At 61.1% G+C, this 26,886-nt stretch carries 25 protein-coding genes; 11 read left to right on the forward strand and 14 right to left on the reverse strand.

Annotated features, from left to right (window positions below):
- Positions 1-15 precede the first annotated feature (15 nt).
- The gene (locus LT40_RS16185) at positions 16-615 is read left to right on the forward strand and encodes a HutD/Ves family protein (RefSeq protein ID WP_043192075.1); all 600 of its coding nucleotides are present in this window, start codon (positions 16-18) and stop codon (positions 613-615) included.
- A gap of 85 nt (positions 616-700) precedes the next feature.
- Here LT40_RS16185 and LT40_RS16190 read toward each other — a convergent pair whose 3' ends face one another.
- Both LT40_RS16190 and cls read right to left on the reverse strand, forming a co-directional pair.
- Positions 701-1,999 (reverse strand): acyltransferase family protein, encoded by a 1,299-nt coding sequence (locus LT40_RS16190; RefSeq protein ID WP_084139833.1) that lies wholly within the window; start codon positions 1,997-1,999, stop codon positions 701-703.
- A 125-nt stretch (positions 2,000-2,124) separates the two neighbouring features.
- Positions 2,125-3,564, reverse strand: coding sequence for a cardiolipin synthase (gene cls / locus LT40_RS16195; protein WP_043192077.1), 1,440 nt, complete (start codon positions 3,562-3,564; stop codon positions 2,125-2,127).
- Positions 3,565-3,711: 147 nt separating this feature from the next.
- Between cls and LT40_RS16200 the strand changes: the two genes are divergently transcribed.
- Together LT40_RS16200 and zigA are read left to right on the forward strand one after the other, a co-directional pair.
- Positions 3,712-4,239 carry a DUF3617 domain-containing protein gene (locus LT40_RS16200; protein ID WP_043192079.1) on the forward strand — a complete coding sequence of 176 codons (528 nt, stop codon included), beginning with the start codon at positions 3,712-3,714 and terminating at the stop codon, positions 4,237-4,239.
- A 160-nt stretch (positions 4,240-4,399) separates the two neighbouring features.
- Positions 4,400-5,611: a zinc metallochaperone GTPase ZigA gene (zigA, locus tag LT40_RS16205; RefSeq protein WP_043192081.1), complete on the forward strand. Its 1,212-nt coding sequence runs from the start codon at positions 4,400-4,402 to the stop codon at positions 5,609-5,611.
- A gap of 11 nt (positions 5,612-5,622) precedes the next feature.
- Here zigA and LT40_RS16210 read toward each other — a convergent pair whose 3' ends face one another.
- On the reverse strand, positions 5,623-5,973 hold the full coding sequence (locus LT40_RS16210; protein WP_043192083.1) for a hypothetical protein: 351 nt from the start codon (positions 5,971-5,973) through the stop codon (positions 5,623-5,625).
- Positions 5,974-5,999: 26 nt separating this feature from the next.
- On the opposite strand from LT40_RS16210, the gene LT40_RS16215 reads away from it, so the two are divergent.
- Entirely contained in the window at positions 6,000-6,965 is a 966-nt protein-coding gene (locus LT40_RS16215) for a CobW family GTP-binding protein (protein WP_043192085.1), read from the forward strand.
- Between the two features lie 5 nt (positions 6,966-6,970).
- Here LT40_RS16215 and LT40_RS16220 read toward each other — a convergent pair whose 3' ends face one another.
- Positions 6,971-7,360: a DUF3301 domain-containing protein gene (locus LT40_RS16220; RefSeq protein ID WP_043192087.1), complete on the reverse strand. Its 390-nt coding sequence runs from the start codon at positions 7,358-7,360 to the stop codon at positions 6,971-6,973.
- A 117-nt stretch (positions 7,361-7,477) separates the two neighbouring features.
- Between LT40_RS16220 and pdxY the strand changes: the two genes are divergently transcribed.
- A complete protein-coding gene (pdxY, locus tag LT40_RS16225) occupies positions 7,478-8,344 on the forward strand; it encodes a pyridoxal kinase PdxY (RefSeq protein WP_043192089.1) in 867 nt (288 codons plus the stop codon).
- Here the strand turns inward: pdxY and LT40_RS16230 are convergent.
- Entirely contained in the window at positions 8,341-8,826 is a 486-nt protein-coding gene (locus tag LT40_RS16230; protein ID WP_043192091.1) for an acyl-CoA thioesterase, read from the reverse strand. The genes pdxY and LT40_RS16230 overlap by 4 nt on opposite strands.
- A 248-nt stretch (positions 8,827-9,074) precedes the next feature.
- Between LT40_RS16230 and LT40_RS16235 the strand changes: the two genes are divergently transcribed.
- On the forward strand, positions 9,075-10,829 hold the full coding sequence (locus LT40_RS16235; protein ID WP_043193761.1) for a cation:proton antiporter: 1,755 nt from the start codon (positions 9,075-9,077) through the stop codon (positions 10,827-10,829).
- Between the two features lie 100 nt (positions 10,830-10,929).
- Here the strand turns inward: LT40_RS16235 and LT40_RS16240 are convergent, their stop codons facing one another.
- The 4 genes from LT40_RS16240 to LT40_RS16255 all read right to left on the reverse strand — a co-directional run bounded on the left by LT40_RS16240 (position 10,930) and on the right by LT40_RS16255 (position 15,328).
- Positions 10,930-11,337 (reverse strand): SMI1/KNR4 family protein, encoded by a 408-nt coding sequence (locus LT40_RS16240; RefSeq protein WP_043192094.1) that lies wholly within the window; start codon positions 11,335-11,337, stop codon positions 10,930-10,932.
- 117 nt (positions 11,338-11,454) lie between these two features.
- Positions 11,455-12,306, reverse strand: a complete 852-nt coding sequence (locus tag LT40_RS16245) for a Tim44 domain-containing protein (protein WP_043192096.1) — start codon at positions 12,304-12,306, stop codon at positions 11,455-11,457.
- 191 nt (positions 12,307-12,497) lie between these two features.
- The gene (gene uvrD, locus LT40_RS16250) at positions 12,498-14,681 is read right to left on the reverse strand and encodes a DNA helicase II (RefSeq protein ID WP_043192098.1); all 2,184 of its coding nucleotides are present in this window, start codon (positions 14,679-14,681) and stop codon (positions 12,498-12,500) included.
- A 413-nt stretch (positions 14,682-15,094) separates the two neighbouring features.
- A complete protein-coding gene (locus LT40_RS16255; protein ID WP_043192100.1) occupies positions 15,095-15,328 on the reverse strand; it encodes a hypothetical protein in 234 nt (77 codons plus the stop codon).
- A gap of 651 nt (positions 15,329-15,979) precedes the next feature.
- On the opposite strand from LT40_RS16255, the gene hexR reads away from it, so the two are divergent.
- Positions 15,980-16,855 carry a transcriptional regulator HexR gene (gene hexR / locus LT40_RS16260; protein ID WP_043192102.1) on the forward strand — a complete coding sequence of 292 codons (876 nt, stop codon included), beginning with the start codon at positions 15,980-15,982 and terminating at the stop codon, positions 16,853-16,855.
- Between the two features lie 100 nt (positions 16,856-16,955).
- Entirely contained in the window at positions 16,956-17,171 is a 216-nt protein-coding gene (locus LT40_RS16265) for a PA3496 family putative envelope integrity protein (protein WP_043192104.1), read from the forward strand.
- Here LT40_RS16265 and LT40_RS16270 read toward each other — a convergent pair.
- Entirely contained in the window at positions 17,113-18,075 is a 963-nt protein-coding gene (locus LT40_RS16270) for a LysR family transcriptional regulator (RefSeq protein ID WP_043192105.1), read from the reverse strand. The genes LT40_RS16265 and LT40_RS16270 overlap by 59 nt on opposite strands.
- 188 nt (positions 18,076-18,263) lie before the next feature.
- Here LT40_RS16270 and LT40_RS16275 point away from each other — a divergent pair, with 188 nt between their 5' ends.
- Together LT40_RS16275 and oadA are read left to right on the forward strand one after the other, a co-directional pair.
- Entirely contained in the window at positions 18,264-19,679 is a 1,416-nt protein-coding gene (locus tag LT40_RS16275) for an acetyl-CoA carboxylase biotin carboxylase subunit (RefSeq protein ID WP_043192108.1), read from the forward strand.
- A gap of 11 nt (positions 19,680-19,690) precedes the next feature.
- On the forward strand, positions 19,691-21,514 hold the full coding sequence (gene oadA, locus LT40_RS16280; RefSeq protein ID WP_043192110.1) for a sodium-extruding oxaloacetate decarboxylase subunit alpha: 1,824 nt from the start codon (positions 19,691-19,693) through the stop codon (positions 21,512-21,514).
- A gap of 66 nt (positions 21,515-21,580) precedes the next feature.
- On the opposite strand, the gene LT40_RS16285 is transcribed toward oadA, so the two are convergent.
- Positions 21,581-22,258, reverse strand: coding sequence for a GNAT family N-acetyltransferase (locus LT40_RS16285; RefSeq protein WP_043192112.1), 678 nt, complete (start codon positions 22,256-22,258; stop codon positions 21,581-21,583).
- Positions 22,259-22,266: 8 nt separating this feature from the next.
- Positions 22,267-22,713: a GNAT family N-acetyltransferase gene (locus LT40_RS16290; RefSeq protein ID WP_043193762.1), complete on the reverse strand. Its 447-nt coding sequence runs from the start codon at positions 22,711-22,713 to the stop codon at positions 22,267-22,269.
- Between the two features lie 342 nt (positions 22,714-23,055).
- Here LT40_RS16290 and LT40_RS16295 point away from each other — a divergent pair, with 342 nt between their 5' ends.
- Complete coding sequence (locus LT40_RS16295; RefSeq protein WP_043192114.1) at positions 23,056-24,267, forward strand: YeeE/YedE family protein; 1,212 nt, start codon at positions 23,056-23,058, stop codon at positions 24,265-24,267.
- Between the two features lie 98 nt (positions 24,268-24,365).
- On the opposite strand, the gene LT40_RS16300 is transcribed toward LT40_RS16295, so the two are convergent.
- A complete protein-coding gene (locus tag LT40_RS16300; protein ID WP_043192115.1) occupies positions 24,366-25,364 on the reverse strand; it encodes an asparaginase in 999 nt (332 codons plus the stop codon).
- Between the two features lie 12 nt (positions 25,365-25,376).
- On the reverse strand, positions 25,377-26,819 hold the full coding sequence (locus LT40_RS16305) for an alanine/glycine:cation symporter family protein (RefSeq protein ID WP_043192117.1): 1,443 nt from the start codon (positions 26,817-26,819) through the stop codon (positions 25,377-25,379).
- Positions 26,820-26,886 lie beyond the last annotated feature (67 nt).

The following is a 26,886-nucleotide window of genomic DNA, read 5'->3' on the forward strand; positions in this document are numbered from 1 at the left end:
GGTAGCCCGATTCCGATGACCGATTCGCACCTGTACCGACCCGAAGGGTACACGGCCATGCCCTGGAAAAACGGGGCTGGCAGCACTCTGGAAATTGCCCAGCAGCGCTGCGTCGATGACAGCGGCTATGACTGGCGCCTGTCGATCGCCCAGATCACTGCCGATGGAGCCTTTTCCGTGTTCCCCGGCTATAGCCGGATCATTACCGTGCTGCACGGCGATGGGATGGTGTTGGAAGTGAACGGCGTGGACAGTGAGGCGCTGGGCCCTTTCAAGCCATTGAGCTTCGACGGTGGAGCAAGGGTGCAGTGCCGGTTGCTGGGTTCGGTCATCGAAGACTTCAACTTGATCTACCGCAAGGATCGGGTTCAGGCATCGCTGCGCTGGGTGGAGTGTCATCCGGCCGTGGTGTTGGCGTCGGCGGCGGCTGAAGCGATCTTCTTCAACGCAGCATCCGGGGTCGTCAAGGTGACGCAAGCCGGTGATGGGCGGCGACATGAGTTGGGTTCGCGAGCGACGTTGCGCTGCACCAACGCCGGCGGCCAGTTGCAGCGTTACAGTCTGGAGGGCGCGGCCGCACAGGTGTGCGTGGTGGAGTTGGACAAGGTGGGCTGATCGTTGTGATGGTAGCGCCTGGACGGATAGCCTGGGAGGCCCAGGCTGATCACGGTCAAGCAGGCGCTTGACCTGTCCATGTGGGTCAGCCTCGACCCATGCTCGCCTGCATGCCGTTGGTGTTGCCCGAAGTGCTACGCTTGCTCTTGACCACCCACCGGCTCAAGGGCCCCTGCAGCAGCCAGAGCCGCGTGCGATTGCCGATCTGTTCCTGGAACACCACGCACAGGATGATGCAGATCAGCAGCAGCAGCGGGTAGTAGGTCAGCGATAGCGGGTGACCCTTGGCTTGCGCAACGCAGGCAGCCGCATTGCTGAAGCATAACTGCACGTCGATGTTGGCCAGCATTTCCAACCGACGGAAGACGATGAAGATCGGCGTGTGCAAGGCGAACATCGGCAGCGATGCCGCGCCCAGCCTGCGCGCCCATTTGATGTGGCGCTCGCTCTGCGAACCCGAGGCCATGGCGCACAGGGCGATGACACTGAGCACCATCGGCAGCAGCAGACCATTGTGCAGCAGCACATACCAGTGGCTCTCACCGCGCCAGTTGACCTCGGCGGCGATCGCCACACCAAAGCCCAAGGCAATTACGGCCATCAGCTTGCCAGGGCCGCGTAGCCCGATGCCTGCCAAGCGATGCTCGCGAAACAGCAGATAGGCCACGATTCCTGCAAGGAAGACCGGCAGGCGCAGCAACGGAAAGTGGTGGAGGAAGCCGATCCAGATCGAACTGTAGTCATCGTTGAAGACCACCAGCAACGGCGGAACCAGGCACGCGGCCCAGATGATCAGCAACAGCCGGACCTTGTGCTTGGCAGCCGCCAGGCGCGGCGCGAACCAGGGAAAGACCAGATAGAAGAAGAACAACGCCGAGATCGACCACAGCGGGCCGTTGTAGGCGAGATAGATTGGGTTCCAGGCTTGCAGCAAGGTCACCTGCAGCACCGCGTTGACGGCTATCTGGAAATCGCTGAGGTGATACTTGAGCAGCTCGGGGGCCGTTCGCTTGAGCAGGTCGTCGGACCGATACGCCACGCTCAGGTCGGTGTTGCTGTCGAACAGACCGGTGAGCGATATCAGGACCACACAGCTCGCGAGGCCAAACAGGTGAATGGGGTAGAGATTGGCAAAGCGCTTGGTCATGAAGGAAAGCGGCGGTTCGCGCAGCTTGTTGCCATCGAGATAAACGTGCGCCAGCAGAAAGCCCGACAACGCGAAAAAGCTACTAGTGGCAAAGAAACCCAGTTCGGTGAATTCCACCAGACCACTGAGCTGCGTGTACTCTTCGTAGAATGGCAGCGTGTGAAACATCACCAGGTATACACCCAGGAAAAAACGCAGCCACTCCAAACCGATGAATCTCTCTTTGTCTGCGTTCATGCAGGACCACTTCCCTTTAGTAATATCGAAGCCCGCTCATGGTACACCAAGCGATTCCAATGTTTCCTAATATGTCGAAATGCAGGCAAAGTAGGCGATATGCTGGCAATTGGCCTGATCAGGATCTACAAGATCGGCGAGATCAAACGTGCCACACGCATACCTAACTTCTCCAAACGATGTGTCTCTTTGCTATCACGGACATCGATTTCTCGCGACTGGGCGAAGTCATCGAGCAACATCCGTTCCACTTCGCAGGTGAACGCCTTGTCGACTGTCAGTAACATGATTTCGAAATTCAAACGGAAGGAACGGTTGTCCATGTTGGCACTGCCGATGGCGGTGATTTCGTCATCGATCAACACCACCTTCTGATGCAGGAAACCGGGCCCGTAGCGGAATATCTTGACGCCCGCGCGCACCGCTTCGATGGCATACAGGCTCGAGGCGGCATACACCACCTTGTGATCCGGACGGGACGGCAACAGGATCCGTACGTCCACGCCGCGCAGGACTGCCAGGCGCAACGCTGCAAAAACCGCTTCGTCGGGGATGAAGTAGGGGGTGGTGATCCAGACCCTGTCATTGGCCGCATGGATCGATTCGACGAAAAACAGCGAGCACGTCTCAAAGGGGTCGGCTGGACCACTGGCCAGCACCTGGCACAGCACGCCATCTTCCTCGTAGGCCTCCGGCAGAATCAACGGTGGCAATTCACGTGCTGCCCAGAACCAGTCTTCGGCAAAGGATTCCTGGAGGCAAGCGATCACCGGCCCACTGATGCTGACGTGGGTATCACGCCAGGGCGATAGCTTGGGATTGCCGCCCAGGTATTCATCGCCCACGTTATGCCCACCAATGAAGCCCTTGATGCCGTCCACCACGACAATCTTGCGGTGGTTGCGAAAATTCACCTGGAACCTGTTCAGCCATCCGCTCTGGGTGGCGAACGCCTTCACTTGTACGCCGCCCTCGCGCAGCCGCTCGGTGTAGTCTCGGGGTAGGGCATGGCTGCCCACCTGGTCATAGAGAACATAAACCTGCACGCCCTCGGACGCTTTCTGCAGCAACAAGCCTTGAAGCTGCCGTCCTATGTGGTCGTCGTGAATGATGAAGAACTGCACCAATACCGCGCGTTTGGCTTCTCGGATGGCCGCAAAGATGGCATCGAACGTGGCATGACCATTGATCAGCAAGCCAACTCGATTATTGGCCAGGCAAGGCATCCGGCCCAGTTTGGGCATGGCGCGCAGCGAGGCATACGATGTCGACTTGCGGGCAGCCAGCGCTTCTTCTATCCAGGGACGCCAGTCCATGTCGGCGATGGCGCTGTGCATTTCCTTGTTCGCGTGACGGCGCGCCTTGATGTAGGCGTCGAAGGTGCTGCGACCGAACACCAGGTAAGGGATCAATGTAAGGTACGGGATGAACAACAGTGACAGCGCCCATGCGATCGAACCCTGCGCGGTGCGTACGGTGAGCACCGCATGCACGGCGGCAGCAATGCCCAACACGTGCAGCAGGCCAAATAGATACCCAAAAAATATCGGACTGTGATAATCCATTGCACGGCGACTCCTTGATGCGCTGTGCTAACAGACCACGTTCGGGCGCAGTTGTCGCGTTTTTATTCCCGCGCAACTCGGCTGCTTTTTCGGCGTCAAAGCCGGGGTGCCCGCGCTTTTCCCAATGATCTTCAGGAGTGACATCAGATGAGATTCAAATGGCCGATGGCAGCATTGTTGGTAGGCCTTTCGGCGACCGGGGCGCAGGCGCAGATGCTGCAACCCGGCCTGTGGGAAATGACCACCAGCAACATGCAGGTCGATGGCAAGCCGCTGCCGGATATGCAGGTCATGCTGGGCCAGCTGAAAATGCTTCCGCCTGAGCAACGAGCAATGATGGAAGGGGTGCTCGCCAATCAAGGCATCACCGTGGGCGGGAATGGCATACGCTCATGCCTGACGCCGGAGCAGGTCAAGACCAACGATATTCCGCTGCAGGATCCCAAGTCGGGCTGCACGCAGAAGATTACCGAGCGTAACGGCAATGTCTGGAAATTCCAGTTCAGCTGTCCCAAAGCCCAAGGGGCCGGACAAGCGCAGTTTCTCAGCGACCGCGAGTTCCTTACCACGGTCAGCGGCACTTTCAATGCCTCAGGTGCAGCTCAGAAAGGCAGCATGAATACACGTGCTGTGTGGTTGGGCAGCAACTGCGGCACGGTGAAGCCTCGCACTTGATGCATATCGTGCGTGTTCCACGTGGAACACGCGCGGATTTAGCGGTTTGCACCTCTAACAGTACTGAAGTTAGAACTAAGCAATAAGTGCTTTTATGTTATGTTATAACAATAAAAGCAACGTATTGCTCGTTCCAACCGTTACTGATGAGGTCCCTGCCATGCCCAACCGCTTACCCGTCACCGTGCTTTCAGGCTTTCTAGGGGCCGGCAAGAGCACGCTGCTCAACCACATACTGCGCAATCGAGAAGACCTGCGCGTCGCCGTGATCGTTAACGACATGAGCGAAATCAACATCGACGGCAGTGAGGTGCAGCGCGATGTCAGCCTGAACCGTGCCGAAGAAAAGCTGGTGGAGATGAGCAATGGCTGTATCTGCTGCACGCTGCGCGAAGACCTCCTTGAAGAAGTGGCCAAGCTGGCTGCCGACGGTCGTTTCGATTACCTGCTGATCGAGTCCACGGGCATTTCCGAGCCACTACCGGTGGCTGAAACCTTTACCTTTCGCGATGAGCAAGGCCAGAGCCTGGCTGATCTGGCCCGGCTCGACACCATGGTCACGGTCGTCGACGGGGTCAATTTCCTGCTCGACTACCAGGCGGCCGAAAGCCTGGCCACTCGAGGCGAAACGCTGGGCGAGGACGATGAGCGGGCCATTACGGATCTGCTGATCGAGCAGGTGGAGTTTGCCGACGTAATTCTGATCAGCAAGATCGACCTCATCAGCCAGGCCGAGCGCACCGAGCTGACGGCGGTGCTGCAAAGGCTCAACCCTGGCGCGCAGGTTTTACCGATGGTCATGGGCCAAGTGCCATTGGCACGTATCCTGGACACCGGGCTGTTCGATTTCGAGCGCGCGGCTCAGGCACCCGGTTGGCTGAAAGAGCTGAGGGGCGAGCATGCTGCGGAAACCGAGGAGTACGGCATCGCATCGACTGCCTACCGTGCCCGTCGCCCATTCCATCCGCAGCGCTTTCACGCGTTCATCGACAAACCCTGGACGAACGGCAAGCTGCTGCGCTCCAAGGGCTTCTTCTGGCTGGCCAGCAAACCGCAGGAAGCCGGAAGCTGGTCACAGGCGGGTGGGTTGATGCGCTATGGGTTTGCCGGACGCTGGTGGCGCTTTGTGCCTGAAGCGCAATGGCCGCAGGATGCCGAGAGCGTGGCTGCCATCCGGCAGAACTGGACTGTCGACACCGGCGACTGCCGACAGGAGCTGGTGTTCATCGGCCAGAACATCGACTTCGCAGCCCTGAGCCGCGACCTGGACGGTTGCCTGCTCGATGACGAGGAACTGGCATCGGGTGCGCAAAGCTGGACGAAGTGGCCGGATCCGTTCGGCGATTGGCACGACCAGGCCTCAGGCGCGTAGATCTGCTCCGATCACGGGGTCTGCCAATGGCCCCCGCTGTTCTGCTCGCAGAAAGGCTTGAGGTACGCGGCGTCGCTCGCTACGCCATAGTAGTGGATGTCCTGTTCATAGGGCATGCGCTCCACCCGGGCGCCGAGACAGATACCATAGGCACCCTGCGGGCATTGTTCCAGATGCTGCACCTCGACCTGTTGGCCCGGCAGGTTGGGCTGGCAAAATCCGTCATGAAACAACTTCGGCGGTATAGTGCGATTCTGTTGGCACACCTTGACGCTCACCCGTTCAGCCTGGCTCTGCACCACACAGGCCTCGGCCCATACCTGAGTGCTGGCCAACAAGCCCAGCAGAACCCACCCACGCATCGTTCAACCTCCATAGACATTCGACCATGCTGCAGAACATTCCCACACATGTCATCGCAGGCCCCCTGGGAGCCGGCAAGACCAGCCTGATTCGCCGCCTGCTGAAAGACAAGCCGGCCGATGAACGCTGGGCCGTCTTGATCAACGAATTTGGCCTGGTGGGTATCGATGCCGCGTTGTTGGCGACAGCGGACGATGGTATCGCAATCGGTGAAATCGCCGGAGGTTGTCTGTGTTGCGTCAATGGCGCACCGTTTCAGATAGGCCTGGCCCGGCTGCTGCGCCGGGCTCGTCCGGATCGCCTGTTCATCGAACCCTCGGGCCTGGGCCACCCGTTGCAGATCCTTGCACAGCTGGGCGACGCCCCATGGCGTGGGGTACTGGCCGTGCAGCCGCTGGTGATGGTGCTCGACGCGCACGCACTCGAGACGGGCAGTCCGATGCCTGCGGCGCAGTATGAAGCGGCCAGCACTGCGGGCGTACTGATCATGAACAAGGCCTCAGAAAAATCACATCTGTGCATAACTTCTGGCTTACCCACAGCCCGAATGCTTTGGGTGGACGTCGATCGAGTGACCCTCGACCAATTGCCAGCTGTGGATAATCCAGTTGTATCTATTGTGGACAAGCTGACGAACCATCCCGAGGCGCTGGGCGAGGTCTGGGTGGATAAGTTCCGCGCCCAGTGCCACGTGCACGACCATGCGGATGGCTGGAGCATTGGCTGGCGTTGGCACGCTCAAATCCAGTTCGACTTGCAGGCAGTTGAGCGCTGGCTCGAGCCAGGATCCTGGCGTCGAGCCAAGCTGGTTATCCACAGCCCGACCGGATGGCGGTCTGCCAACTGTCTGGACGGTCAGCCTGCGCGGTGGAAACCGAGTGAATGGCGTCGTGATTCGCGCCTGGAACTGGTATTCGCCATACCGCAGGACGCCGCGGCCTTGCAGGATGGGCTACAACGAGCAGTGATGATCGACCCGCCGCCGAACTGACTCGTTCAGGGGCGCCAGCGCTTATGCTCCTGGCGCCACTGGCTCATTTCAATGACCTCGGCGCTGGTCGGCGTTTTCACTTCGAAAGGGTAGGGTGCCAGTTCTATCTGGACGGCGTGTGGCCCGAACTGCGTGGCGATGCCAGCATGGCGCTGCTCGCCAGTGACCGTGAATTCGAAGCTGTACACCCGCGCCAGGCGCTTGCGGCCATTGGCATCGGCCAGCCAGGCGAAGCGCTTGAACGCTACGTTATCGTCGAGCAGTTCCAGGTCGAGCTTGGCGCAATGCTGCTTGACCCGCTCCAGGGCTTTTTCGCGCAGGCCATGGTTGTGCCACAGCCAGGCCGCACCTGCAGCCAGTAACATCAGGATGAACATATTGCCAAGGGTCAACATCGAAGGGCGCTCCAACCGGTTGCTCGCAGCTTAACTGTGTCTCCGGCCTGTCGTACAGGCTGCATTTCGCGCGATACTGCGCGGCACGAAGTCCTGTCACCGGTCCGGAATCCTTGCATGAAACGTACACCACACCTGCTCGCCATCCAGTCCCATGTCGTGTTCGGCCACGCCGGCAACAGCGCGGCGGTTTTCCCGATGCAGCGGGTGGGGGTCAAGGTCTGGCCTTTGAATACGGTGCAGTTCTCCAATCACACACAGTATGGTCAGTGGACGGGAGAAGTGTTGGCGCCGCAACACATTCCCGCACTGGTTGAAGGGATTGCGACGATTGGCGAGTTGGGCAACTGCGATGCGGTGCTCAGCGGCTACCTGGGCAGCGCTGCCCAGGGGCGGGCGATCCTTGGAGTGGTCCGTCGGGTCAAGGCGGCCAACCCCAAGGCCCTGTATCTCTGCGACCCGGTGATGGGGCATGCCGAGAAAGGCTGCGTGGTGCCCGCCGAGGTCAGCGACTTTCTGCTCGCTGAAGCGGTTGCGGCGGCCGATGTGCTATGCCCAAACCAGTTGGAACTCGACAGCTTCAATGGCCGCAAGGCCGACTCCCTGCAGGACTGCGTGGCCATGGCCCGTGCCCTGCTGGCGCGGGGGCCCAAAGCCGTGCTGGTGAAGCACCTGGCCTACCCAGGGAAATCACCCGAGGACTTCGAAATGCTGCTGGTCACAGCCGCCGGCAGCTGGCACCTGCGACGCCCGTTGCTGGCATTTCCCCGCCAGCCGGTGGGCGTAGGGGATCTGACCAGTGGCCTGTTCCTGGCCAGACTGCTGCTGGGCGATGACTGGCTGGCCGCGTTCGAGTTCACAGCGGCGGCAGTACACGAAGTGCTGCTGGAAACCCAGGCCTGCGCCAGCTACGAGCTGGAGCTGGTGCGCGCCCAGGACCGGATCGTGCACCCGCGCCTGCGGTTCGAAGCCGTGGCGCTTTAAATCGGCTCGTCCTTGAGGTCACGGTAGCGCTTTTCCAGTTCCTGGCGGATCTGCCGGCGCTGCTGGGCCTGGATGAAGCGCCGCGTGCCCTCGGCATCCTGTGGCTTCAAAGGCGGTACGTGGGCGGGCTTGCGCTGGTCGTCCACTGCCACCATGGTGAAGAAGCAACTGTTGGTGTGGCGTACCGAACGTTCGCGGATGTTCTCGGTGACCACCTTGATCCCCACTTCCATCGACGTGTTGCCGGTGTAGTTGACCGAGGCCAGAAAGGTCACCAGTTCGCCCACATGAATGGGCTCGCGAAAGATCACCTGGTCCACCGACAAGGTCACTACATACCGGCCGGCATAGCGGCTGGCGCAGGCGTAGGCCACTTCGTCGAGGTATTTGAGCAGCGTTCCTCCATGCACATTGCCGGAAAAATTGGCCATGTCCGGCGTCATCAGTACCGTCATCGACAGCTGGGCGTTTCCAGGTTCCATAGTGAACTCACGGTTGGTTGGCAGAAGGACAAGGGCGTCGCCTATATTGGCGTTGGCCGCGTCGACAGTTTCCATCCAGAGGCGGACGCCGAACGATGGGCTGCCGTCACGTCTATCGTGCCATTACGTAGGGCATAGCGGCGATCTGTTTCCGCATATTGCGCCGACGTTTGCCCGCGATGGGCGGTGTTAACCTGCCTTCTGAAACAATTGGTACAGCAATCTGAATAGCAATGGAGGCTATCACCGTGCATGCCATCAGTTTTATCCAGGACCTGGCGGTGATCATGCTGGTGGCCGGGGTGGTGACGATTCTGTTCCACCGGCTGCGGCAACCCGTAGTGCTGGGCTACATCGTCGCCGGTTTCATCATCGGCCCCCATACCCCGCCATTCGGCCTGATCCACGACGAAGACACCATCAAGACCCTCGCCGAGCTTGGGGTGATCTTCCTGATGTTCAGCCTTGGTCTGGAATTCAGCCTGCGCAAGCTGTTCAAGGTCGGTGCCACGGCCTTCATCGCCGCGTTCCTGGAAATCGTGCTGATGATCTGGATCGGCTACGAGATCGGCCGCTGGTTCGATTGGGGCACTATGGACTCACTGTTCCTGGGCGCCATCCTGGCCATTTCCTCGACCACCATCATCGTCAAGGCGCTCAACGACCTGAAGATGAAGAACGAGCGGTTCGCCCAGCTGATTTTCGGCGTGCTGATCGTCGAGGACATCCTGGGCATCGGCATCATCGCCTTGCTGTCGGGGATCGCCGTCAGCGGCGCGGTCAGCTCGGGCGAGGTGTTCTCCACAGTCGGCAAGCTCTCGCTGTTCATGATCATCGCTCTGGTCGTGGGCATTCTGGTGGTGCCGCGGCTGCTGGCCTACGTGGCCACCTTCGAAAGCAACGAAATGCTGCTGGTGACCGTGCTGGGCCTGTGCTTTGGCTTCTGCCTGCTGGTGGTCAAGCTTGAATACAGCATGGTACTGGGGGCCTTCCTGATCGGTGCGATCATGGCCGAATCGCGACAACTGCTGAAAATCGAGCGCCTGATCGAACCCATCCGCGACATGTTCAGCGCGATTTTCTTCGTCGCCATCGGCTTGATGCTCGACCCTGCCATCCTGCTCGACTATGCCTGGCCGATCGCGGTCATCACCGTGGCCGTGGTGCTGGGAAAGATCGTCTCCTGTGGACTGGGCGCATTCATCGCCGGTAACGACGGCAAGACGTCCCTGCGGGTCGGCATGGGCTTGTCGCAGATCGGCGAGTTCTCGTTCATCATCGCCGCGCTGGGCATGACCTTGCAGGTCACCAGCGATTTTCTCTATCCCGTCGCCGTCGCGGTGTCGGTGCTGACGACGTTGTCCACACCCTATCTGATCCGTGCCGCAGACCCCCTGTCTCACCGCCTCGGCGCTCTGGTGCCCCAGCGCGTGGCGCGTGTACTGGGAATGTACGGAGAATGGTTGCGCAGTATCCAGCCGCGCGGGCAGGGCGCCATGCTGGCGTCGATGATCCGCAAGATCCTGCTGCAGGTGGGGGTCAACCTGGCGCTGGTGATCGGTATCTTCCTGGCCGGGGCGTATTTCGCCGAGCGGATCGGTGGCTACCTGACCACATGGGTGGCCGGTTCAGCAGGGCAGAAAGCCTTGATCTGGGGCGCAGCCTTGCTGCTGTCGTTGCCGTTTTTAATCGCGGCTTATCGCAAGCTCAAGGCGCTCTCGATGCTGTTGGCGGAAATGGGTGTGAAACCCGAGATGGCGGGCAGGCATACCCAGCGGGTTCGGCGCATCATTGCCGAAGTCATTCCGCTGCTGTCGCTGCTGGTGATTTTCGTGCTGTTGGCGGCCCTGTCGGCGAGCATCTTGCCGACCATGGAGTTGCTGCTGCTGATCGCCGTGGTGGCGGCAGCGGTAGTGGCCGTGTTGTGGCGCTGGTTCATACGCGTGCACACGCGGATGCAAGTGGCGTTGCTGGAGACCTTGGATAACAACGTCGAGCATTGAATTTGGGTTAGGCAGGTTTGGCCTCTTCGCGGGTAGAACCCGCTCCCACAGGGTTGGCGGCGAGCCATCCAGCGGTGAAGGTCAGACCTGCCTGTACCGATCAACTTTCCAGCCAGACGTCCCGTACCCAGTGCCAGACCGATTCCCAGCTTTCCTCGGTGACCAGTTCTTCGTCACCGGACCACAGCACCACGGTGCCGTCTTCTTCGACACAGTAGTAGTCCTCACCGTCCTGACAGATCGGAATCAGCTCGCGTGGGACGCCCAGGTCCCACGCCGTTGCTGCAACGTCCGGCAAGTAGGTGTGGGACTGCGGGTCGGTCACAGTGACCGGCTCCAGACTGCCGTAGACCACGTCGCTGACGGTAAGCAGATACTCCTTGAAGACGAATGGAATGTTGATGAACAACTGCTCTTCGATCTCGACCAGCAGGTCTTCGTCTGGCAGTTCCAGGGGAACCGGTACCGGTTCGTTGGCTTCTCGGAGCTGCTCGATCACTTCTTCCACGATAGTTTCCTCTGACCAGAATACGCGCTGCGGTTTATACCTTAGCTGGAAATGGATGCAACGTTCAAAATGCAAAAGCCCCGACCAGGGCCGGGGCTTCGCAAAGCGTGACGTGTATCAGTTCTGGCGGATACCCGCTACCAGCCATGGCTGGTTCTCGCCCTGGGCGCGTTCCATGTTCCAGCTTTCGCTGAAGGGTTCACCCTTGTCGAAGCGCGAGGTCTTCGATACGCCGACGAACGTCAGGGTAGCGATGGTCTTCTCGGCGCGATCATCGACACCTTCCAACTGGACTTGCAGGTCGTCGATGTAGGTGGACTGGAAGCCATCACCCAGGTCTGCACGTTCCTGCTGCAACGATTGCAGCATCTGCGGGGTGACGAACTCGGCGATCTTGTCCATCTCGTTCGCGTCCCAGTGCTGCTGCAACGACTGGAAGTGGTTGCGTGCGGCGTTCAGGAAGTTCTCTTCGTTGAACCAGGCCGGTGCGTTGATTACCGGACGGGCCGCGGACGCACCGTTTGCACCACCGAAGATCGACGGTTGGACAGGGGCCTGGTTGATCGTTTCACGCTGGTAAGGTGCACCGGCGCCAGCCATTTGCGGGCCTTGCTGCTTGCGACGGCGAGCGGCGATGAAGCGGAAGATCAGGAAGGCAATGACCGCCATGATCAGGAAGTCGAAGATCTGCATGCCTTGGAAGCCGTCGCCCATGAACATGGACGCCAGCAGGCCACCGGCGGCGAGGCCGGCCAGAGGGCCCAACCAGCGCGAGGCGCCGCTGGCGGCAGGGGCGGCACGGCCTGGTACCGCTGCTGTTGCACCTGGAGTGGTAGGCGCGGCCTGGCGCGTCTGGTGAGTCGGGGCTGCGCCCATGCTCTTGCCGCCGCCGAAGCGTTTGGCACTGGCATCCAGGCTCATGGTCAGGCCAATGCAAAGGGCCAGAGCCATGCTGAGAAATCGTTGCATAGGTTCATTCCGTTAGGTGGATTGCACGCGAGTCATGTTGCACAGGTGTGCTGTACATAGCTAGTGACAACATGTTTCGAGCTTTTGCGTAAATGTGAAACGCGGCGTAGGAAGTTTCGCTGCCGGTGAAGGATGCAGCGCTGGCTTCTTCGCGGCCGCCGAGCACCGCGAAGAAACCTTGAAGCAAGCCGCTAGACCGCCTCCAGTTTCGCGTACCCCAGCATCAGCCACTTGCTGCCTTCGGCGAAGTTGACCTGTACCCGCGCCTGGGCGCCGGAGCCTTCGAAGTTGAGGATCACGCCCTCGCCGAAAACCGAATGCTGCACCCGCTGGCCCAGGTTGAACTGGGTGTCCGGAATGTTCGCGGCACCGAACAGGCTGCCCGAGTTCTGCGCCTGGCCGCCGCCGAACGGGCGACTCACGCTGTTGGACAGGCGCACTTCCTGAATCAGCCCGGCAGGCACCTCGCGCACGAAGCGCGAGACCTTGTTGTAGGTCTCACTGCCGTACAAGCGACGTGTTTCGGCGTAGGTCATGACCAGTTGCTGCATGGCCCGAGTGATGCCGACATAGGCCAGGCGACGTTCTTCTTCCAGGCGTCCCGGCTCTTCCAGGCTCATCTTGTGCGGAAACAGGCCCTCTTCCATGCCCACCAGGAACACATAGGGAAACTCCAGGCCCTTGGCACTGTGCAGGGTCATCAACTGAACGCTGTCTTCGTGCTCGTCGGCCTGGGTGTCGCCGGCTTCCAGCGAAGCATGGCCGAGGAATGCGGCCAGCGGCGTCAGGTCGGCGTCTGCTTCGCCGTTTTCGAAGTTGCGCGCGGCGCTGACCAGTTCCTCGAGGTTCTCTACCCGGGCCTGGCCTTTCTCGCCCTTTTCTTCCTGGTGGTAGATGATCAGGCCGGACTGCTCGATGACCGTCTGGGTCATCAGGTGCAGCGGCATCTGCATGACCTTGGCGGCCAGGTTTTCGATCAGCTCTATGAACGCGCCCAGGGCATTGGCGGCACGCCCGGTCAGGCCCTTGTTGGCCACCAGTTGCCGACCGGCTTCCCACATCGACAGCTCGGCGTGACGCGCATGCTGGCGGATGGCTTCGATGGTCTTTTCACCCAGGCCGCGGGGCGGGACGTTGATTACCCGCTCCAGGGCGGCGTCGTTGCCGCGCCCTTCGAGCAGGCGCAGGTAGGCCATGGCGTTCTTGATTTCGGCGCGTTCGAAGAAGCGCTGCCCACCATAGATGCGGTAGGGGATGCGCTCGCGCAACAGGGCTTCTTCCAGCACCCGCGACTGGGCGTTGGAGCGATACAGAATCGCGATATCGTTGCGCGCCAGGCCGGTCTTGAGCGCGCTTTCGATGGTTTCGACCACATAGCGCGCCTCGTCGTGTTCGTTGAACGCGGCGTACAGGCTCAGCGGCTCACCGTCGCCACCGTCGGTCCACAGCTCTTTGCCCAGGCGCCCGCTGTTGTTGGCGATCAGCGCGTTGGCGGCCTTTAGAATGCCGGCCGTGGAGCGGTAGTTCTGCTCCAGGCGAATCAGCTGCGAATCCGGGAAGTCGGCGGAATACTGGTGAATGTTCTCGATCTTGGCGCCGCGCCAGCCGTAGATCGACTGATCGTCGTCGCCCACCACCATCAGGCTGTCGCCACCTTGAGCCAGCAGCCTTAGCCAGGCGTACTGCACGGCGTTGGTATCCTGGAACTCGTCGACCAGCACGTGGCGGAAACGGCGTTGGTAATGCGCCAGCAGCCCTGGATTGTCGCGCCACAGGTCGAGGGCGCGCAGCAGCAGTTCGGAGAAGTCGATGACGCCGGCCCGCGCACAGGCGGCTTCGTAGGCTTCGTAGACCGAGCGCATGGTCGCCAGGAACAGGTCGCCGGCAGGCTGGATGTGCTGCGGGCGCAAGCCCTCGTCCTTCTGCCCGTTGATGAACCACTGCGCCTGGCGCACCGGCCACTTCTGTTCATCCAGGCCCAGCTCGCGCATGACCCGCTTGACCAGGCGTTGCTGGTCGTCGCTGTCGAGAATCTGGAAGTTCTGGTTCAGGTTGGCTTCCTGCCAGTGCGCCCGCAGCAGGCGGTGCGCGAGGCCGTGGAAGGTGCCTACCCACATGCCGGCCGGGTTGATACCCATCAACTGCTCGATGCGCTGGCGCATCTCGGCAGCAGCCTTGTTGGTGAACGTCACCGACAGGATGGAGTGGGGCGAGGCGTTTTCGACCTGGATCAACCAGGCGATACGGTGCACCAGCACTCGGGTTTTACCGGAGCCAGCACCGGCCAGGACCAACTGACGGCCGACGGAGGCTGCTACGGCCTGGCGTTGGGCATCGTTGAGGGAATTCAGCAGAAGGGAGAGGTCATCGCGCATTCCGGCATTTTAGGGTGCGCGGTGGAGTTGGGGCAAACAAGAGTTGCGGCCAGTCCACGTAAAAATCGTCAATTCCTATGGACGGTAGCGTCTGGGCCGTAGATGTCGGCCCATCGATTCACCATCCCGCTATAGGAACACTGCCTATGGCACCTTGTCCCAATACGCTGGACAGCCGCGGGCATGTGCAAAAAAGCGGCGGGCTTTTCCACGGCTTTGTGGACGCTGGAGCATCCCGACCTTTTGTAGATGCCCTTATCGGTCGAGAAAGGTGCGTAGGTCTGGTGTACCCCAGCGCATAGTGCGCGGACCGTTCTTACTGAAGATCCGCATAACCCTTCGAGGACAGATAGCAGATGCGATAGCAGCGATCCGGGCTGTGTAAGACAGGAGAGGGCACCTAGGCAGGGGAGTTAGTTAGGTGGCGTAATCATGACGATGAAATCTCCTGACTTCGGGTCAGCCGGCTTGTGCAGATCCTGAAAATGAAGATGATCGACCCTGAGTTTCTTCTTGCCTTCCATTTCTGCCACAGCACGCTTGAGCATCTTGATCACCGTTTTCAGCTCCCGTGGCGTTGCTACGATCGAAACTTCCTTCATTGTTTCGAGCCGCTTTCCTTTTCGTTTGTATCCATAGATTTGCATATCTGGCTTCCTTCCGGCAATCGGTACTGTGTGTTGAACACTGGCCCCCATCAGGTTCAGGGCTCAATGATTTCACTCAATTGGGAAGAAAAACATACTCAATTTTTACCCTTTTCTCCTCGAAAAAAATCTAACAGTTTGTATGTTTTAGAGTTTTTTCCAGGGTCTGATCCGCGACTAACACAACCGTCCCACCTGATGACGACTTCAAATTTTTTCTTCTGCACCATATGGGCATGGGATTGGCCCGCGATATCAGAAGGGACCAATGCGGACGGTCATTTTAGCGCCTAGAGTCTTTCCGGGTACGCCAGCGCTCGCCCTACCAGCTCTTACCGAAGTCTTGTGTTCGTTTTCAGAACACTTGATCGAGCAGAAACATGAGTGTCAGCTGTCTGTCTGTCTGTCTGTCTCGTCGCTTGTCGTAGATAGATATTTTGGTCGGCCACATCCACCCTGCAGCGTATGTACCTGATGGGGGCGCCGACACAGGGATCAAGCGAATAGGTCGGCAGAGGCGCCTTACAGCTGCGGACGGACGACGCTGAAAAGGTCTGCTGAGACGTTTAACTGGGCGATCACAAAGGCTTGTAGTATAACTGCAAGCTAGCTACATCCCGGCCCTTCGACTCCTTTAGCGGAAGCTGTCCCTTGAACCTGCTGCAACACATCGACCAGTCTCGCCACCTGCTGCGCAAATCCGAACTCAAGGTTGCCGAGCATGTGCTGCTGGACCCTGCGGCGGTGATGCACAGCTCCATGGCCGACCTGGCGCACAGCGTGGGCATCAGCGAGCCGACCATCGTGCGCTTCTGCCGGGCGATCGGCTGCACCGGCTTTCAGGACCTCAAGCTCAAGCTGGCGCAGAGCCTGGCAGCGGGGGCGAGCTTCGGCCAGTTCGCCATCCACGAAGACGATTCGGTGGCCGACTACAGCCTAAAGATCTTCGACACCACCCTGCATACCCTCATGGAAGTGCGCGAGAAGCTCGACCCCGAGGCCTTGCAGCGGGCGATCAGCGCCATGGTCACCGCACAGCGGGTCGAGTTCTATGGTTTTGGTGCTTCCGGCGCGGTGGCGGCCGATGCCCAGCACAAGTTCTTCCGCCTGTTGCTCACAGCCGCGGCGTATTCGGACCCGCACATGCAGGCCATGTCGGCGGTGACCCTCAAGCCGACCGATGTGGCTGTGTGCATCTCGCAGTCGGGGCGTTCCAAGGACCTGCTGATCACCGCCAACCTGGTGCGCGAAACCGGCGCCACGTTGATCTCCCTGTGTCCTGGGCAGACGCCGCTGGCAGAACTGGCGACGGTCAACCTGGCGGTCGACGTGCACGAAGACACCGAGATCTACACGCCTCTGGCCTCGCGCATCGCTCACCTGGTAGTGATCGACGTGCTGGCCATGGGTGTGGCCATGGCTCGCGGTCCAGACCTGGTCAACCATTTGAAAAGCGTCAAGCGCAGTCTGCGCAGCCTGCGCCTGTCGCCCAAGTCGGTGAAAGCCCACGAGGCTCACGAGGACTGAACGGCGGTTGTGGGTTTAATCCGATGTTCACCGCCTCGTCGCCAAACCTTCATACACCCACGCCACCCTGTACTCCCGAACTCGAACTGGGAGACACGCAATGGCTCGTTACTTCGACGGCACGCAAGCGCAGGGCAATAGCGCCACCCGCACCAAACGTCAGCAGGAAGATCAGCGCCGCATGGAGTTTCGCCGCGCGATCGAGACCTACGCCGAGCAGCGTCGCCTGCTTCAGGAGACCGGTGACGATGCCGAGCTCAACTACTGGCAGGCCGCACCGGCGGGTGCCCGGCAAAGCGCTCGACCAGCGCCGTGATCTGCGCCCGCTCGGTACGAATGAACGCAGCAAAGGCCAACGCCACCGGCGACTGACGCCGGGCCTTGGCCTGTACCACGCACCAGCTGCGTTGCAGCGGCAGCTCTTCCACGCGCAACTCGCGCAGCGTGCCTGCAGATAGCTCTCGGGCCACCGCATGGCGTGTCAGCAGCGCTAGGCCCAGCCCGGCGATCACGCACTCACGCTGGGCTTCGGCAGACGCCACTTCGAGTGTCTGCGTGAAGTGCACGCGTTTCTCCTTGAAGTATTCCTCGCAGGCCCGTCGTGTGCCCGAGCCTTGCTCGCGCACCAGCAACGGATAGGCTTGCAGGTCCTGCAGGTTGACCCGGTCGAGCTGGCACAGCGGGTGCTCGGGCGGCGCCACCGCCACGATCGGATTGTTGAGGAAGGGCATGAAGTCCAGCCCCATGTCCTGCGGCACCATCGACATGATGGTCACGTCGTCGCGGTTGTCACTCAAGCGGCGAACCACCTGGGCGCGGTTGACCACCGTGAGCTGCAGATTGACCTCTGGATGCAGGGTGCGGAATGCGGCGAACAGGTGTGGCGTGAAGTACTTGGCACTGGACTCGACCGCCAGCTTGAGCTGACCCTGCAACGAGCCCTGCATGTCGGAGAGCTGCATGTCGAGGTTTTCCAGGCGGCCGAAAATGTCGCGACTGGCAGCCTGCAATGCTTCGGCGGCCTCGGTCAAGTAGAGCTTCTTGCCCACATAGTCGAACAACGGCTGGCCGACCAGCTCTTCCAGCTGGCGAATCTGCAAGCTGACCGCCGGTTGGGTCAGCGACATTTCTTCGGCTGCACGGCTGTAGGAGCGCAGATCGCACACCTCGTTGAACACCTGCAATTGGCGCAATGTCAGGCGCATCAGTGACTTACGCATATCTCGATCCAATGTTCGAACGATTATCAGCCAACTATAAGCTTTAGCTAATATGTAACCTAACAAAGATTGATTTTTATTAATCCTCGTACCGCGCTAGCTTGCAGAGGCGACCAGGAAACAACTGGTTACCCAAAGGGTCGGCCACGCACCGACCCGAATGGATTCATCGGTCGAGGAAATTCCAAGTGATAAAAAAGATCCTGATCGCCAACCGAGGTGAGATTGCCGTACGCATCGTACGAGCCTGCGCCGAAATGGGCATTCGTTCGGTCGCGATCTATTCCGAAGCCGATCGTCACGCGCTGCACGTCAAGCGCGCAGACGAAGCCCACAGCATCGGCGCCGAGCCCCTGGCCGGTTACCTGAACCCCCGCAAGCTGGTCAACCTGGCGGTGGAAACCGGCTGCGATGCCTTGCACCCAGGCTATGGCTTTCTCTCCGAGAACGCCGAACTGGCGGACATCTGCGCCGAGCGCGGGGTGAAGTTCATCGGGCCGTCGGCCGAGGTCATCCGCCGTATGGGCGACAAGACCGAAGCCCGGCGCAGCATGATCAAGGCGGGCGTGCCCGTCACGCCCGGCACCGAGGGCAACGTCGCCGATATCCACGAGGCGTTGGCCGAGGGTGAGCGCATTGGCTACCCGGTCATGCTCAAGGCCACCTCGGGCGGCGGCGGGCGCGGCATTCGCCGTTGCAACAGCCGCGAGGAACTGGAGCAGGCCTTTCCACGGGTGATTTCCGAAGCGACCAAGGCCTTTGGCTCTGCCGAGGTGTTCCTGGAAAAGTGCATCGTCAACCCCAAGCACATCGAGGCGCAGATCCTGGGTGACCGCTTCGGTAATGTGGTGCACCTGTTCGAACGCGACTGTTCGATCCAGCGACGCAACCAGAAGCTCATCGAGATCGCCCCCAGCCCGCAATTGACCCCCGAGCAGCGCGCCTACATCGGTGACCTGTCGGTGCGCGCGGCCAAGGCGGTCGGCTACGAGAACGCCGGTACCGTGGAGTTCCTGCTCGCCGAGGGCGAGGTGTATTTCATGGAGATGAATACCCGGGTGCAGGTGGAGCACACCATCACCGAGGAAATCACCGGTATCGACATCGTCCGCGAGCAGATCCGCATCGCTTCCGGCCTTGCGCTGTCGGTGAAGCAGGAAGACATCGTGCACCGCGGCTTTGCCCTGCAGTTCCGCATCAATGCCGAGGATCCGAAGAACAACTTCCTGCCCAGCTTCGGCAAGATCACCCGCTACTACGCCCCCGGCGGGCCGGGCGTGCGCACCGACACAGCGATCTATACCGGCTACACCATTCCGCCGTTCTACGATTCCATGTGCCTCAAACTGGTGGTCTGGGCCCTGACCTGGGAGGAAGCCATGGACCGCGGCCTGCGGGCGCTCGATGACATGCGCCTGCAAGGCATCAAGACCACCGCGGCCTACTACCAGGAAATCCTGCGCAACCCCGAGTTCCGCAGCGGCCAGTTCAACACCAGCTTCGTCGACAGCCATCCCGAGCTGACCCAGTATTCGATCAAGCGCAAACCCGAAGAGCTGGCCCTGGCCATCGCCGCCGCCATTGCCGCCCACGCCGGCCTGTGAGGAACACAACAATGTCCAATACTCCTGTTTCCAAGCGCATATTCGTCACCGACACCATTCTGCGCGACGCGCATCAGTCGCTGCTGGCAACCCGCATGCGCACCGAAGACATGCTGCCCATCTGCGACAAGCTCGACCGGGTCGGCTACTGGTCGCTGGAAGTGTGGGGCGGCGCCACCTTCGATGCCTGTGTGCGCTTTCTCAAGGAAGATCCGTGGGAGCGCCTGCGCAAACTGCGCCAGGCGCTGCCCAACACCCGCTTGCAGATGCTCCTGCGCGGGCAGAACCTGCTCGGCTACCGGCATTACAGCGACGATGTGGTCCGGGCTTTCGTGGCCAAGGCGGCCGACAACGGCATCGATGTATTCCGCATCTTCGATGCCATGAACGACGTGCGTAACCTGCGCGTGGCGATCGAGGCCGTGAAGGCCGCCGGCAAACATGCCCAGGGCACCATTGCCTACACCACCAGCCCGGTGCACACGGTCGCGGCGTTCGTCGCCCAGGCCAAGCAGATGGAAGCCATGGGTTGCGATTCGGTCGCGATCAAGGACATGGCCGGGCTGCTGACGCCCTATGCGACCGGCGAGTTGGTCAGGGCCTTGAAGGCCGAGCAGTCGCTGCCAGTGTTCATCCACAGCCATGACACCGCAGGCCTGGCCGCGATGTGCCAGCTCAAGGCGGTGGAAAATGGCGCCGATCATATCGACACGGCCATCTCCAGCTTCGCCTGGGGCACCAGCCATCCGGGCACCGAGTCCATGGTCGCGGCGCTCAAGGGCAGCGAATTCGACACCGGCCTGAGCCTGGAGCTGCTGCAGGAGATCGGCCTGTATTTCTATGCCGTGCGCAAGAAATACCATCAGTTCGAGAGCGAATTCACGGCGGTCGATACCCGTGTGCAGGTCAACCAGGTGCCCGGCGGCATGATTTCCAATTTGGCCAACCAGCTGAAGGAGCAGGGTGCGCTGAACCGTATGAACGAGGTGCTGGCCGAGATCCCCAAGGTGCGTGAAGACCTGGGCTTCCCGCCGCTGGTCACACCTACTTCGCAAATCGTCGGTACCCAGGCGTTTTTCAACGTGTTAGCCGGCGAGCGCTACAAGACCATCACCAACGAAGTGAAATTGTACCTGCAAGGCGGTTACGGCCAGGCGCCGGGCAAGGTCGATGAAAAGCTGCGTCGCCAGGCGATCGGTAGCGAAGAGGTCATCGACGTGCGTCCGGCCGACCTGCTCAAGCCGGAGATGGACAAGCTGCGCAAGGACATTGGCGAGCTGGCCCAGTCGGAAGAAGATGTGCTGACCTTCGCCATGTTCCCCGACATTGGCCGCAAGTTTCTCGAAGAGCGTGCCGCCGGCACCCTGGTGCCTGAAGTGCTGCTGCCGATTCCCGAGGCGGGAACCCAGGTCGCGCGCAGCGGGGAAGGGGTACCGACAGAGTTCGTCATCGATGTGCACGGCGAAAGCTATCGGGTCGACATCACTGGGGTCGGGGTCAAGGCCGAAGGCAAGCGGCATTTCTACCTGTCCATCGACGGCATGCCTGAAGAAGTGGTGTTCGAGCCCTTGAACGAGTTCGTCGGTGGCGGTATCGGCAAACGCAAGCAGGCCAGCGAACCGGGCCATGTCAGCACTGCCATGCCGGGCAATATCGTCGACGTGCTGGTCAAGCAGGGCGATGCGGTCAAGGCTGGGCAGGCGGTGTTGATCACCGAGGCGATGAAGATGGAAACCGAGGTTCAGGCCGGTGTGGCCGGCAAGGTCGTGGCCATCCATGTGGCCAAGGGCGACCGTGTGAACCCGGGCGAGATATTGATCGAGATCGAGGGCTGACCTCGGGTTGCAAGGTTTTCCTCTGGGGGCCGGGTGGCCCCCTTTTTTTTGTTATCCACAGGCGTTTCAAGCGCTCGCGCGAAACTGTTCCAACGACTTCACCTGTCCTGAAGCCGGCTGGTTGTCCGCTGCCAGCCACCCCTCGAACGCGTCCTCGATCGCGGGCCATTCGCTGTCGGTGATAGAGAAGTAGGCCGTGTCACGGTTATGCCCCTTGACCATCATGTGCTGGCGGAACACGCCTTCCAGGCTGAAGCCGACTCGTTCGGCAGCGCGACGCGAGCGCTTGTTGGCGTTGTCGCACTTCCATTCGACCCGGCGATAGCCCTGGCTGAAGGCCAGCTTGAGCGCCAGGTAGATAGCCTCGGTGCCCTTGGGCGTGCGCTGCATGGAGGCAGCGAAGGCGACGTGGCCGACTTCGAGGCGACCGTGCGCCGGGACGATGGACATCAGGCTGAGGATGCCTTCGGCCTTGCCGGTGTGCTGGTCGACCACGCAGAAACCCAGTGGGTCATTGCTGATGGCATAGCCGTCGAGCCAGATGTAGAACAGTTCCAGGTCGTTGAAAGGGCCATAGGGCAGGTAGTCCCACAGCTGTGCGTCGGACTGCGGACCTTGCAGGGCTTCCCAGAGGTCTTCGCCGTGGCGCTTGGGGTCGAGCTTCTCCAGGCGGATGTAGCGGCCATTCATGGTGGTCGCCACGGGCGGCTTGACGGGCTTCCAATCGATTGCGGAGGTAGGCATGGCAGCTCCTAGAGTGTCTTGCGGAATTGGATGAAGCCGGGTTGTTCGGCGACACGCTGGTACAACCCGATGGCAGTGTCGTTGGTTTCGTGGGTCAGCCAGTGCACCTTGGCACACCCCGCGGTTTTGGCAGTGGCGTAGACGTATTCGATCAACTGGCGACCCACACCTGCGCCGCGTGCCGCGTCGTCCACCAGCAGGTCCTGCAGATAACAGGAATTTTCGATGGTCCAGCACGAGCGGTGATAGATGTAATGGACCATACCGACCGCCACACCGTCCAGCCAGGCGAGCGCGGCGTTGATGGGTTCGGCGTCATCGAGCATGCGCTGCCAGGTAACCTGAGTCACGGTTTCGGGGATGTCGGTCTTGTAGAAACGCTGATAGGCCTGCCAGAGGTTCAGCCAAACGGAATAATCGGCAGCGTTGACAGGACGAATTGCAAGGTCGGACATGCTCAGGCACCGGTGATGGATGGCTGCCATCTTGGCAGTTCGTCACGCTGGACGCATCCATGTCCTCGTTCGGAAATTATCCACATAAGTATCCACAGGGTTATACCCCTGTTTATACACAGGCTTATCCACAGATGAATCCAATCATCTGGTTTTACATACAGTGAAATGGCTTGCTACCCGATTATTGGCTAGTTTCTGACCGGGGCCGGCAAAGAACGTTGCAGTGAAGTTGTTCACAAATCGCATGTGCAGCGCTTTGCCGCTTTGAGTAAGGCTTACCGTCCTGGCGATGCATTAGGTTTTATACTGCCACACTGTTTTTCTTATCTGGAAGCTTCCATGAACTCGACTGTTTCTGTTGCCCCGCGACGCGCCCTGGGCACGCCGTTGGTGGCGGTATCGTTGCTGGTGCTCGGTGCGGTGTTTCTCGCCGCGGCGGTGGGTTCACGCCAGGTGCTGTTGTGGGCGGTCGGTGCCGCCCTGGGTTTGACGCTCTATCATGCGGCGTTCGGCTTCACGTCTGCCTGGCGGGTGTTCATCCGTGATCGACGCGGTGCAGGCTTGCGTGCGCAGATGGTCATGCTCGCGGTGGCCGTGCTGCTGTTTTTCCCGGTCCTGGGCGCGGGCAGCCTGTTGGGTCAGCCGGTGGTGGGGCTGGTCGCTCCCGCTGGTTTGTCGGTGGTCTTCGGCGCCTTCATTTTCGGCATCGGCATGCAGCTAGGTGGCGGTTGCGCGTCGGGCACACTGTTCACCGTCGGAGGCGGCAACGCGCGCATGCTGGTGACCCTGCTGTTTTTCATCTGCGGCTCGCTGATCGCCACGCACCATGTGGATTGGTGGTTCGCCCTGCCATCGCTGCCGGCGATCTCGATCGTCAAGAGTCTGGGAGTAATGCCAGCACTGCTGTTGAGCCTGGGTGTGTTCGCCATGATCGCACTGGTCACGGTGGGCCTGGAGCGACGCCGACACGGTGGGCTGGAAACACCTGCCAGCAACGGAGCGCCGGGTGCCAACCGTTTCATTCGGGGGCCGTGGCCGCTGGTCTGGGGAGCAGTGGCGCTGGCGTTGCTGAACTTTGCGACCCTGGCATTGGCTGGGCGTCCATGGGGGATCACCTCGGCGTTTGCCCTGTGGGGGGCGAAAGTGGCCAGTGGGTTAGGAGTGGACGTGGGCAGTTGGGCATTCTGGCAGACCGCGGCCAATGCCAAGGCCCTGGCAGCGCCAGTGTGGGAAGACATCACCAGCGTCATGGACATCGGTATCGTGCTCGGTGCGTTGCTGGCGGCGGGGTTGGCCGGGCATTTCGCGCCCAGCTTGAAGATTCCAGATCGGTCGCTGGTGGCTGCCGTGATCGGCGGGTTGCTGCTGGGGTATGGATCGCGCCTGGCTTACGGCTGCAACATCGGCGCGTATTTCAGCGGTATCGCGTCCGGTAGCCTGCACGGTTGGCTCTGGCTGGTCGCCGCGTTCATAGGTAACAGCGTTGGCGTTCGCTTGCGGCCGTGGTTCTTCCCCGGCGAGGCGCGTGTGGAAAGGCTGACTGGCTGCTGAGTGACAGTAGCACCGTAGCGCCTGCTTCGCGGCCAAAGACCGCTCCTACGGGTTCGTAGGTGCGGTCTTTGGTCGCGAAGGACGTGCTGGGGTTTCGATCAGGCGAGTTCGCCGCACAGGTCGAGTTCTACCAGGCGACGGACCTCTGCCACGGGCAGGCCGGCGCCGAGCAGGGCATGCAGCTTGCCCAATGCCGTCTCGCGGGTCATGCCGCCGCCGGAGAGCACACCGGCATCGCGCAGGCGGCTGCCCGCTTCATACACATCCAGCTCGACCCCGCCTTCCTGGCATTGCGTCAACGCCACGACCACGATGCCCCGGTCGGTGGCCGAGCGCAGTGTGTCCAGAAACGGTGCGTTGTCGGATGGACCTGTGCCGCTGCCATAGCATTCGAGCAGCAAGGCCTGGACCCCGCTGTCCAGCACCGCTTGCAACAGCGGGACGCCGAGGCCGGGGTACAGCGGCAACACGCCGATGCTGGCCGGCTGGCGTGGCTGGCGGTAATCCAGTGCCGCTGGCATCGGCGCAACCCTGGCGGCGCCGCCCGTGCGCCGCAGTGCAGCGAACGGATTGCGCCCCGAGCTGCGCACCTTCGCGCAGCGGGTCGGCGGCAGCAGGGCGCCATGGAAATGCAGGTGCACACCCGCTTCCAGGCCCCGGGCGAGATCACCCAGGGCGCCGTTGACGTTCTCCCAGGCATCGCTGCCTTCGACACCGGCTGGCAGCATGGAGCCGGTGAACAGCACCGGTGCCCTGAGCCCCAGCAACTGGAAACTCATCGCCGCCGCGCTGTACGCCAGTGTGTCGGTGCCATGCAGAATCAACACGGCATCGCAACCCTGCCCATCCACCGCTTGCACCACGGCTTCGCGCAGACGCTGCCAGTAGGCCGGCGTCATGTTGGCGCTGTCGATCAGCGGCAGCAACTCTTCGAAGCTCCAGTTCGGCACCACCAGGTCGGGCTGCGCGGCAAGCTGCTCACGCATGCGCGCCTCGAAGCCCGAGGCTGGAGCCAGGCCGTTGGCACTGGCCTGCATGCCGATGGTGCCGCCGGTGTACAGCACCCGTACGTGCCGGGCGGGGGATGCGATGCTCATGCCGATGGCTCCTTAACGCTGAACGGGCTGGGCTGCCTGGGCCTTCTCGCTGGCAGCCGAAGGGTTCGGCACCGGCCAGGCCTTGGGGTCCAGGTCGAGATCGGCGAACTGCCGCGCATCGAACACCGGTACCTTGATGCCGGCACTGCGCTGTGCATCGTAGTCGCGCAACAGACGCAGGCCGACCTTGAACAGCATAGCCAGGGCGATCAGGTTGACGAAGGCCAGCAGGGTCATGGTGATGTCGGCGAAGGCAAACACCGTTTCCAGGTTTTCGATAGCGCCCCAGAAGATCAGCAACAGCACGATCGCGCGGTACACCAGCACGGCTTTGCGGTTGTCGCCAATGAGGAAGCGCAGGCTGTTCTCGCCCAGATAGTAGTTGTAGAGAATCGAAGTGAACACGAACAGCGACAGGGCGACACTGATGAATACCCGGCCCCATTCACCCACCACGTTGGCCAGCGAATTCTGCGTCAGCGCAATGCCATCGCCTTCGAAGCCCGGCGTGTAAAAACCCGACAGCAGAATGACCAGTGCGGTACAGGTACAGATCACGAAGGTGTCGAGGAAGACGCTGAACGCCTGCACCACGCCCTGTGCGACCGGGTGCTCGACCTGCGCCACGGCAGCCACGTTGGGCGCACTGCCCAGGCCTGCTTCGTTGGCGAACACGCCGCGTTTCACGCCCATGACGATGGCACTGCCGAGGAGGCCGCCGAACACCGGGTCCAGGCCGAAGGCGCTACGTACGATGGTGGCGAGCATTTCCGGCACCTGGTCGAACTGCAGGACGATGACGTACAGGCTCACGGCGATGTAGGCCAGGGTCTTGACCGGCACCAGCAGGTCGGCGACCGCGGCGATCCGCTTGATCCCACCGAAGAACACCAGCCCCAGCAAGGCAGCCAGGCCCACGCCGGTCCAGGTGGTGGACAGGCCGAAGGCATCGTTCAGCGAGCTGGTGACGGCGTGCGATTGCAGGCCGTTGAAGGCGAAGCCGAAGGTCAGCAGCAACAGCACCGCCATGACCATGCCCAGCCAACGCTTGCCCAGGCCATGCTGGATATAGAACGAAGGACCGCCACGGTACTGGCCGTCGGGATCGCAGCGCTTGTAGGCTTGCGCCAGGGTGCATTCGAAGAAGCTGCTGGCCATGCCCACCAGGGCGGTGACCCACATCCAGAATACCGCGCCCGGACCACCCAGGGTCACGGCAATGCCGACGCCTGCGATGTTACCGGCGCCGACTCGACCGGCCAGGCTGAGCATCAGCGCCTGGAACGAGCTGAGCTGGTCTGAACTGTTGCGCAGGCTGTCGCGGAACACACTGAACATGTGCAGGAAGTGGCGCAGTTGGACGAAGCGCGAGCGCACGGTGAAATAGCCACCGAGGCCGACGATAAGCACGATCAGGACTTTTCCCGAGAGGAAGTCGTTGATGACTTCAAGCATGGGGGTTACCTCGTCAAGTTCAAAAGGGCGGCACTATACCCATAGGCGCATGGCCGCGCAGCTTTTT

It is taken from the genome of Pseudomonas rhizosphaerae, assembly GCF_000761155.1.
GTDB lineage: Bacteria > Pseudomonadota > Gammaproteobacteria > Pseudomonadales > Pseudomonadaceae > Aquipseudomonas > Aquipseudomonas rhizosphaerae.

Bases quoted from the DNA above. Each gene is read 5' to 3' on its own strand.
- LT40_RS16185 (WP_043192075.1), top strand. From the start codon at position 16: ATGACCGATTCGCACCTGTACCGACCCGAAGGGTACACGGCCATGCCC.
- LT40_RS16190 (WP_084139833.1), bottom strand. From the start codon at position 1,999: ATGAACGCAGACAAAGAGAGATTCATCGGTTTGGAGTGGCTGCGTTTT.
- cls (WP_043192077.1), bottom strand. From the start codon at position 3,564: ATGGATTATCACAGTCCGATATTTTTTGGGTATCTATTTGGCCTGCTG.
- LT40_RS16200 (WP_043192079.1), top strand. From the start codon at position 3,712: ATGAGATTCAAATGGCCGATGGCAGCATTGTTGGTAGGCCTTTCGGCG.
- zigA (WP_043192081.1), top strand. From the start codon at position 4,400: ATGCCCAACCGCTTACCCGTCACCGTGCTTTCAGGCTTTCTAGGGGCC.
- LT40_RS16210 (WP_043192083.1), bottom strand. From the start codon at position 5,973: ATGCGTGGGTGGGTTCTGCTGGGCTTGTTGGCCAGCACTCAGGTATGG.
- LT40_RS16215 (WP_043192085.1), top strand. From the start codon at position 6,000: ATGCTGCAGAACATTCCCACACATGTCATCGCAGGCCCCCTGGGAGCC.
- LT40_RS16220 (WP_043192087.1), bottom strand. From the start codon at position 7,360: ATGTTGACCCTTGGCAATATGTTCATCCTGATGTTACTGGCTGCAGGT.
- pdxY (WP_043192089.1), top strand. From the start codon at position 7,478: ATGAAACGTACACCACACCTGCTCGCCATCCAGTCCCATGTCGTGTTC.
- LT40_RS16230 (WP_043192091.1), bottom strand. From the start codon at position 8,826: ATGGAACCTGGAAACGCCCAGCTGTCGATGACGGTACTGATGACGCCG.
- LT40_RS16245 (WP_043192096.1), bottom strand. From the start codon at position 12,306: ATGCAACGATTTCTCAGCATGGCTCTGGCCCTTTGCATTGGCCTGACC.
- uvrD (WP_043192098.1), bottom strand. From the start codon at position 14,681: ATGCGCGATGACCTCTCCCTTCTGCTGAATTCCCTCAACGATGCCCAA.
- LT40_RS16255 (WP_043192100.1), bottom strand. From the start codon at position 15,328: ATGCAAATCTATGGATACAAACGAAAAGGAAAGCGGCTCGAAACAATG.
- LT40_RS16265 (WP_043192104.1), top strand. From the start codon at position 16,956: ATGGCTCGTTACTTCGACGGCACGCAAGCGCAGGGCAATAGCGCCACC.
- LT40_RS16270 (WP_043192105.1), bottom strand. From the start codon at position 18,075: ATGCGTAAGTCACTGATGCGCCTGACATTGCGCCAATTGCAGGTGTTC.
- oadA (WP_043192110.1), top strand. From the start codon at position 19,691: ATGTCCAATACTCCTGTTTCCAAGCGCATATTCGTCACCGACACCATT.
- LT40_RS16285 (WP_043192112.1), bottom strand. From the start codon at position 22,258: ATGCCTACCTCCGCAATCGATTGGAAGCCCGTCAAGCCGCCCGTGGCG.
- LT40_RS16290 (WP_043193762.1), bottom strand. From the start codon at position 22,713: ATGTCCGACCTTGCAATTCGTCCTGTCAACGCTGCCGATTATTCCGTT.
- LT40_RS16295 (WP_043192114.1), top strand. From the start codon at position 23,056: ATGAACTCGACTGTTTCTGTTGCCCCGCGACGCGCCCTGGGCACGCCG.
- LT40_RS16300 (WP_043192115.1), bottom strand. From the start codon at position 25,364: ATGAGCATCGCATCCCCCGCCCGGCACGTACGGGTGCTGTACACCGGC.
- LT40_RS16305 (WP_043192117.1), bottom strand. From the start codon at position 26,819: ATGCTTGAAGTCATCAACGACTTCCTCTCGGGAAAAGTCCTGATCGTG.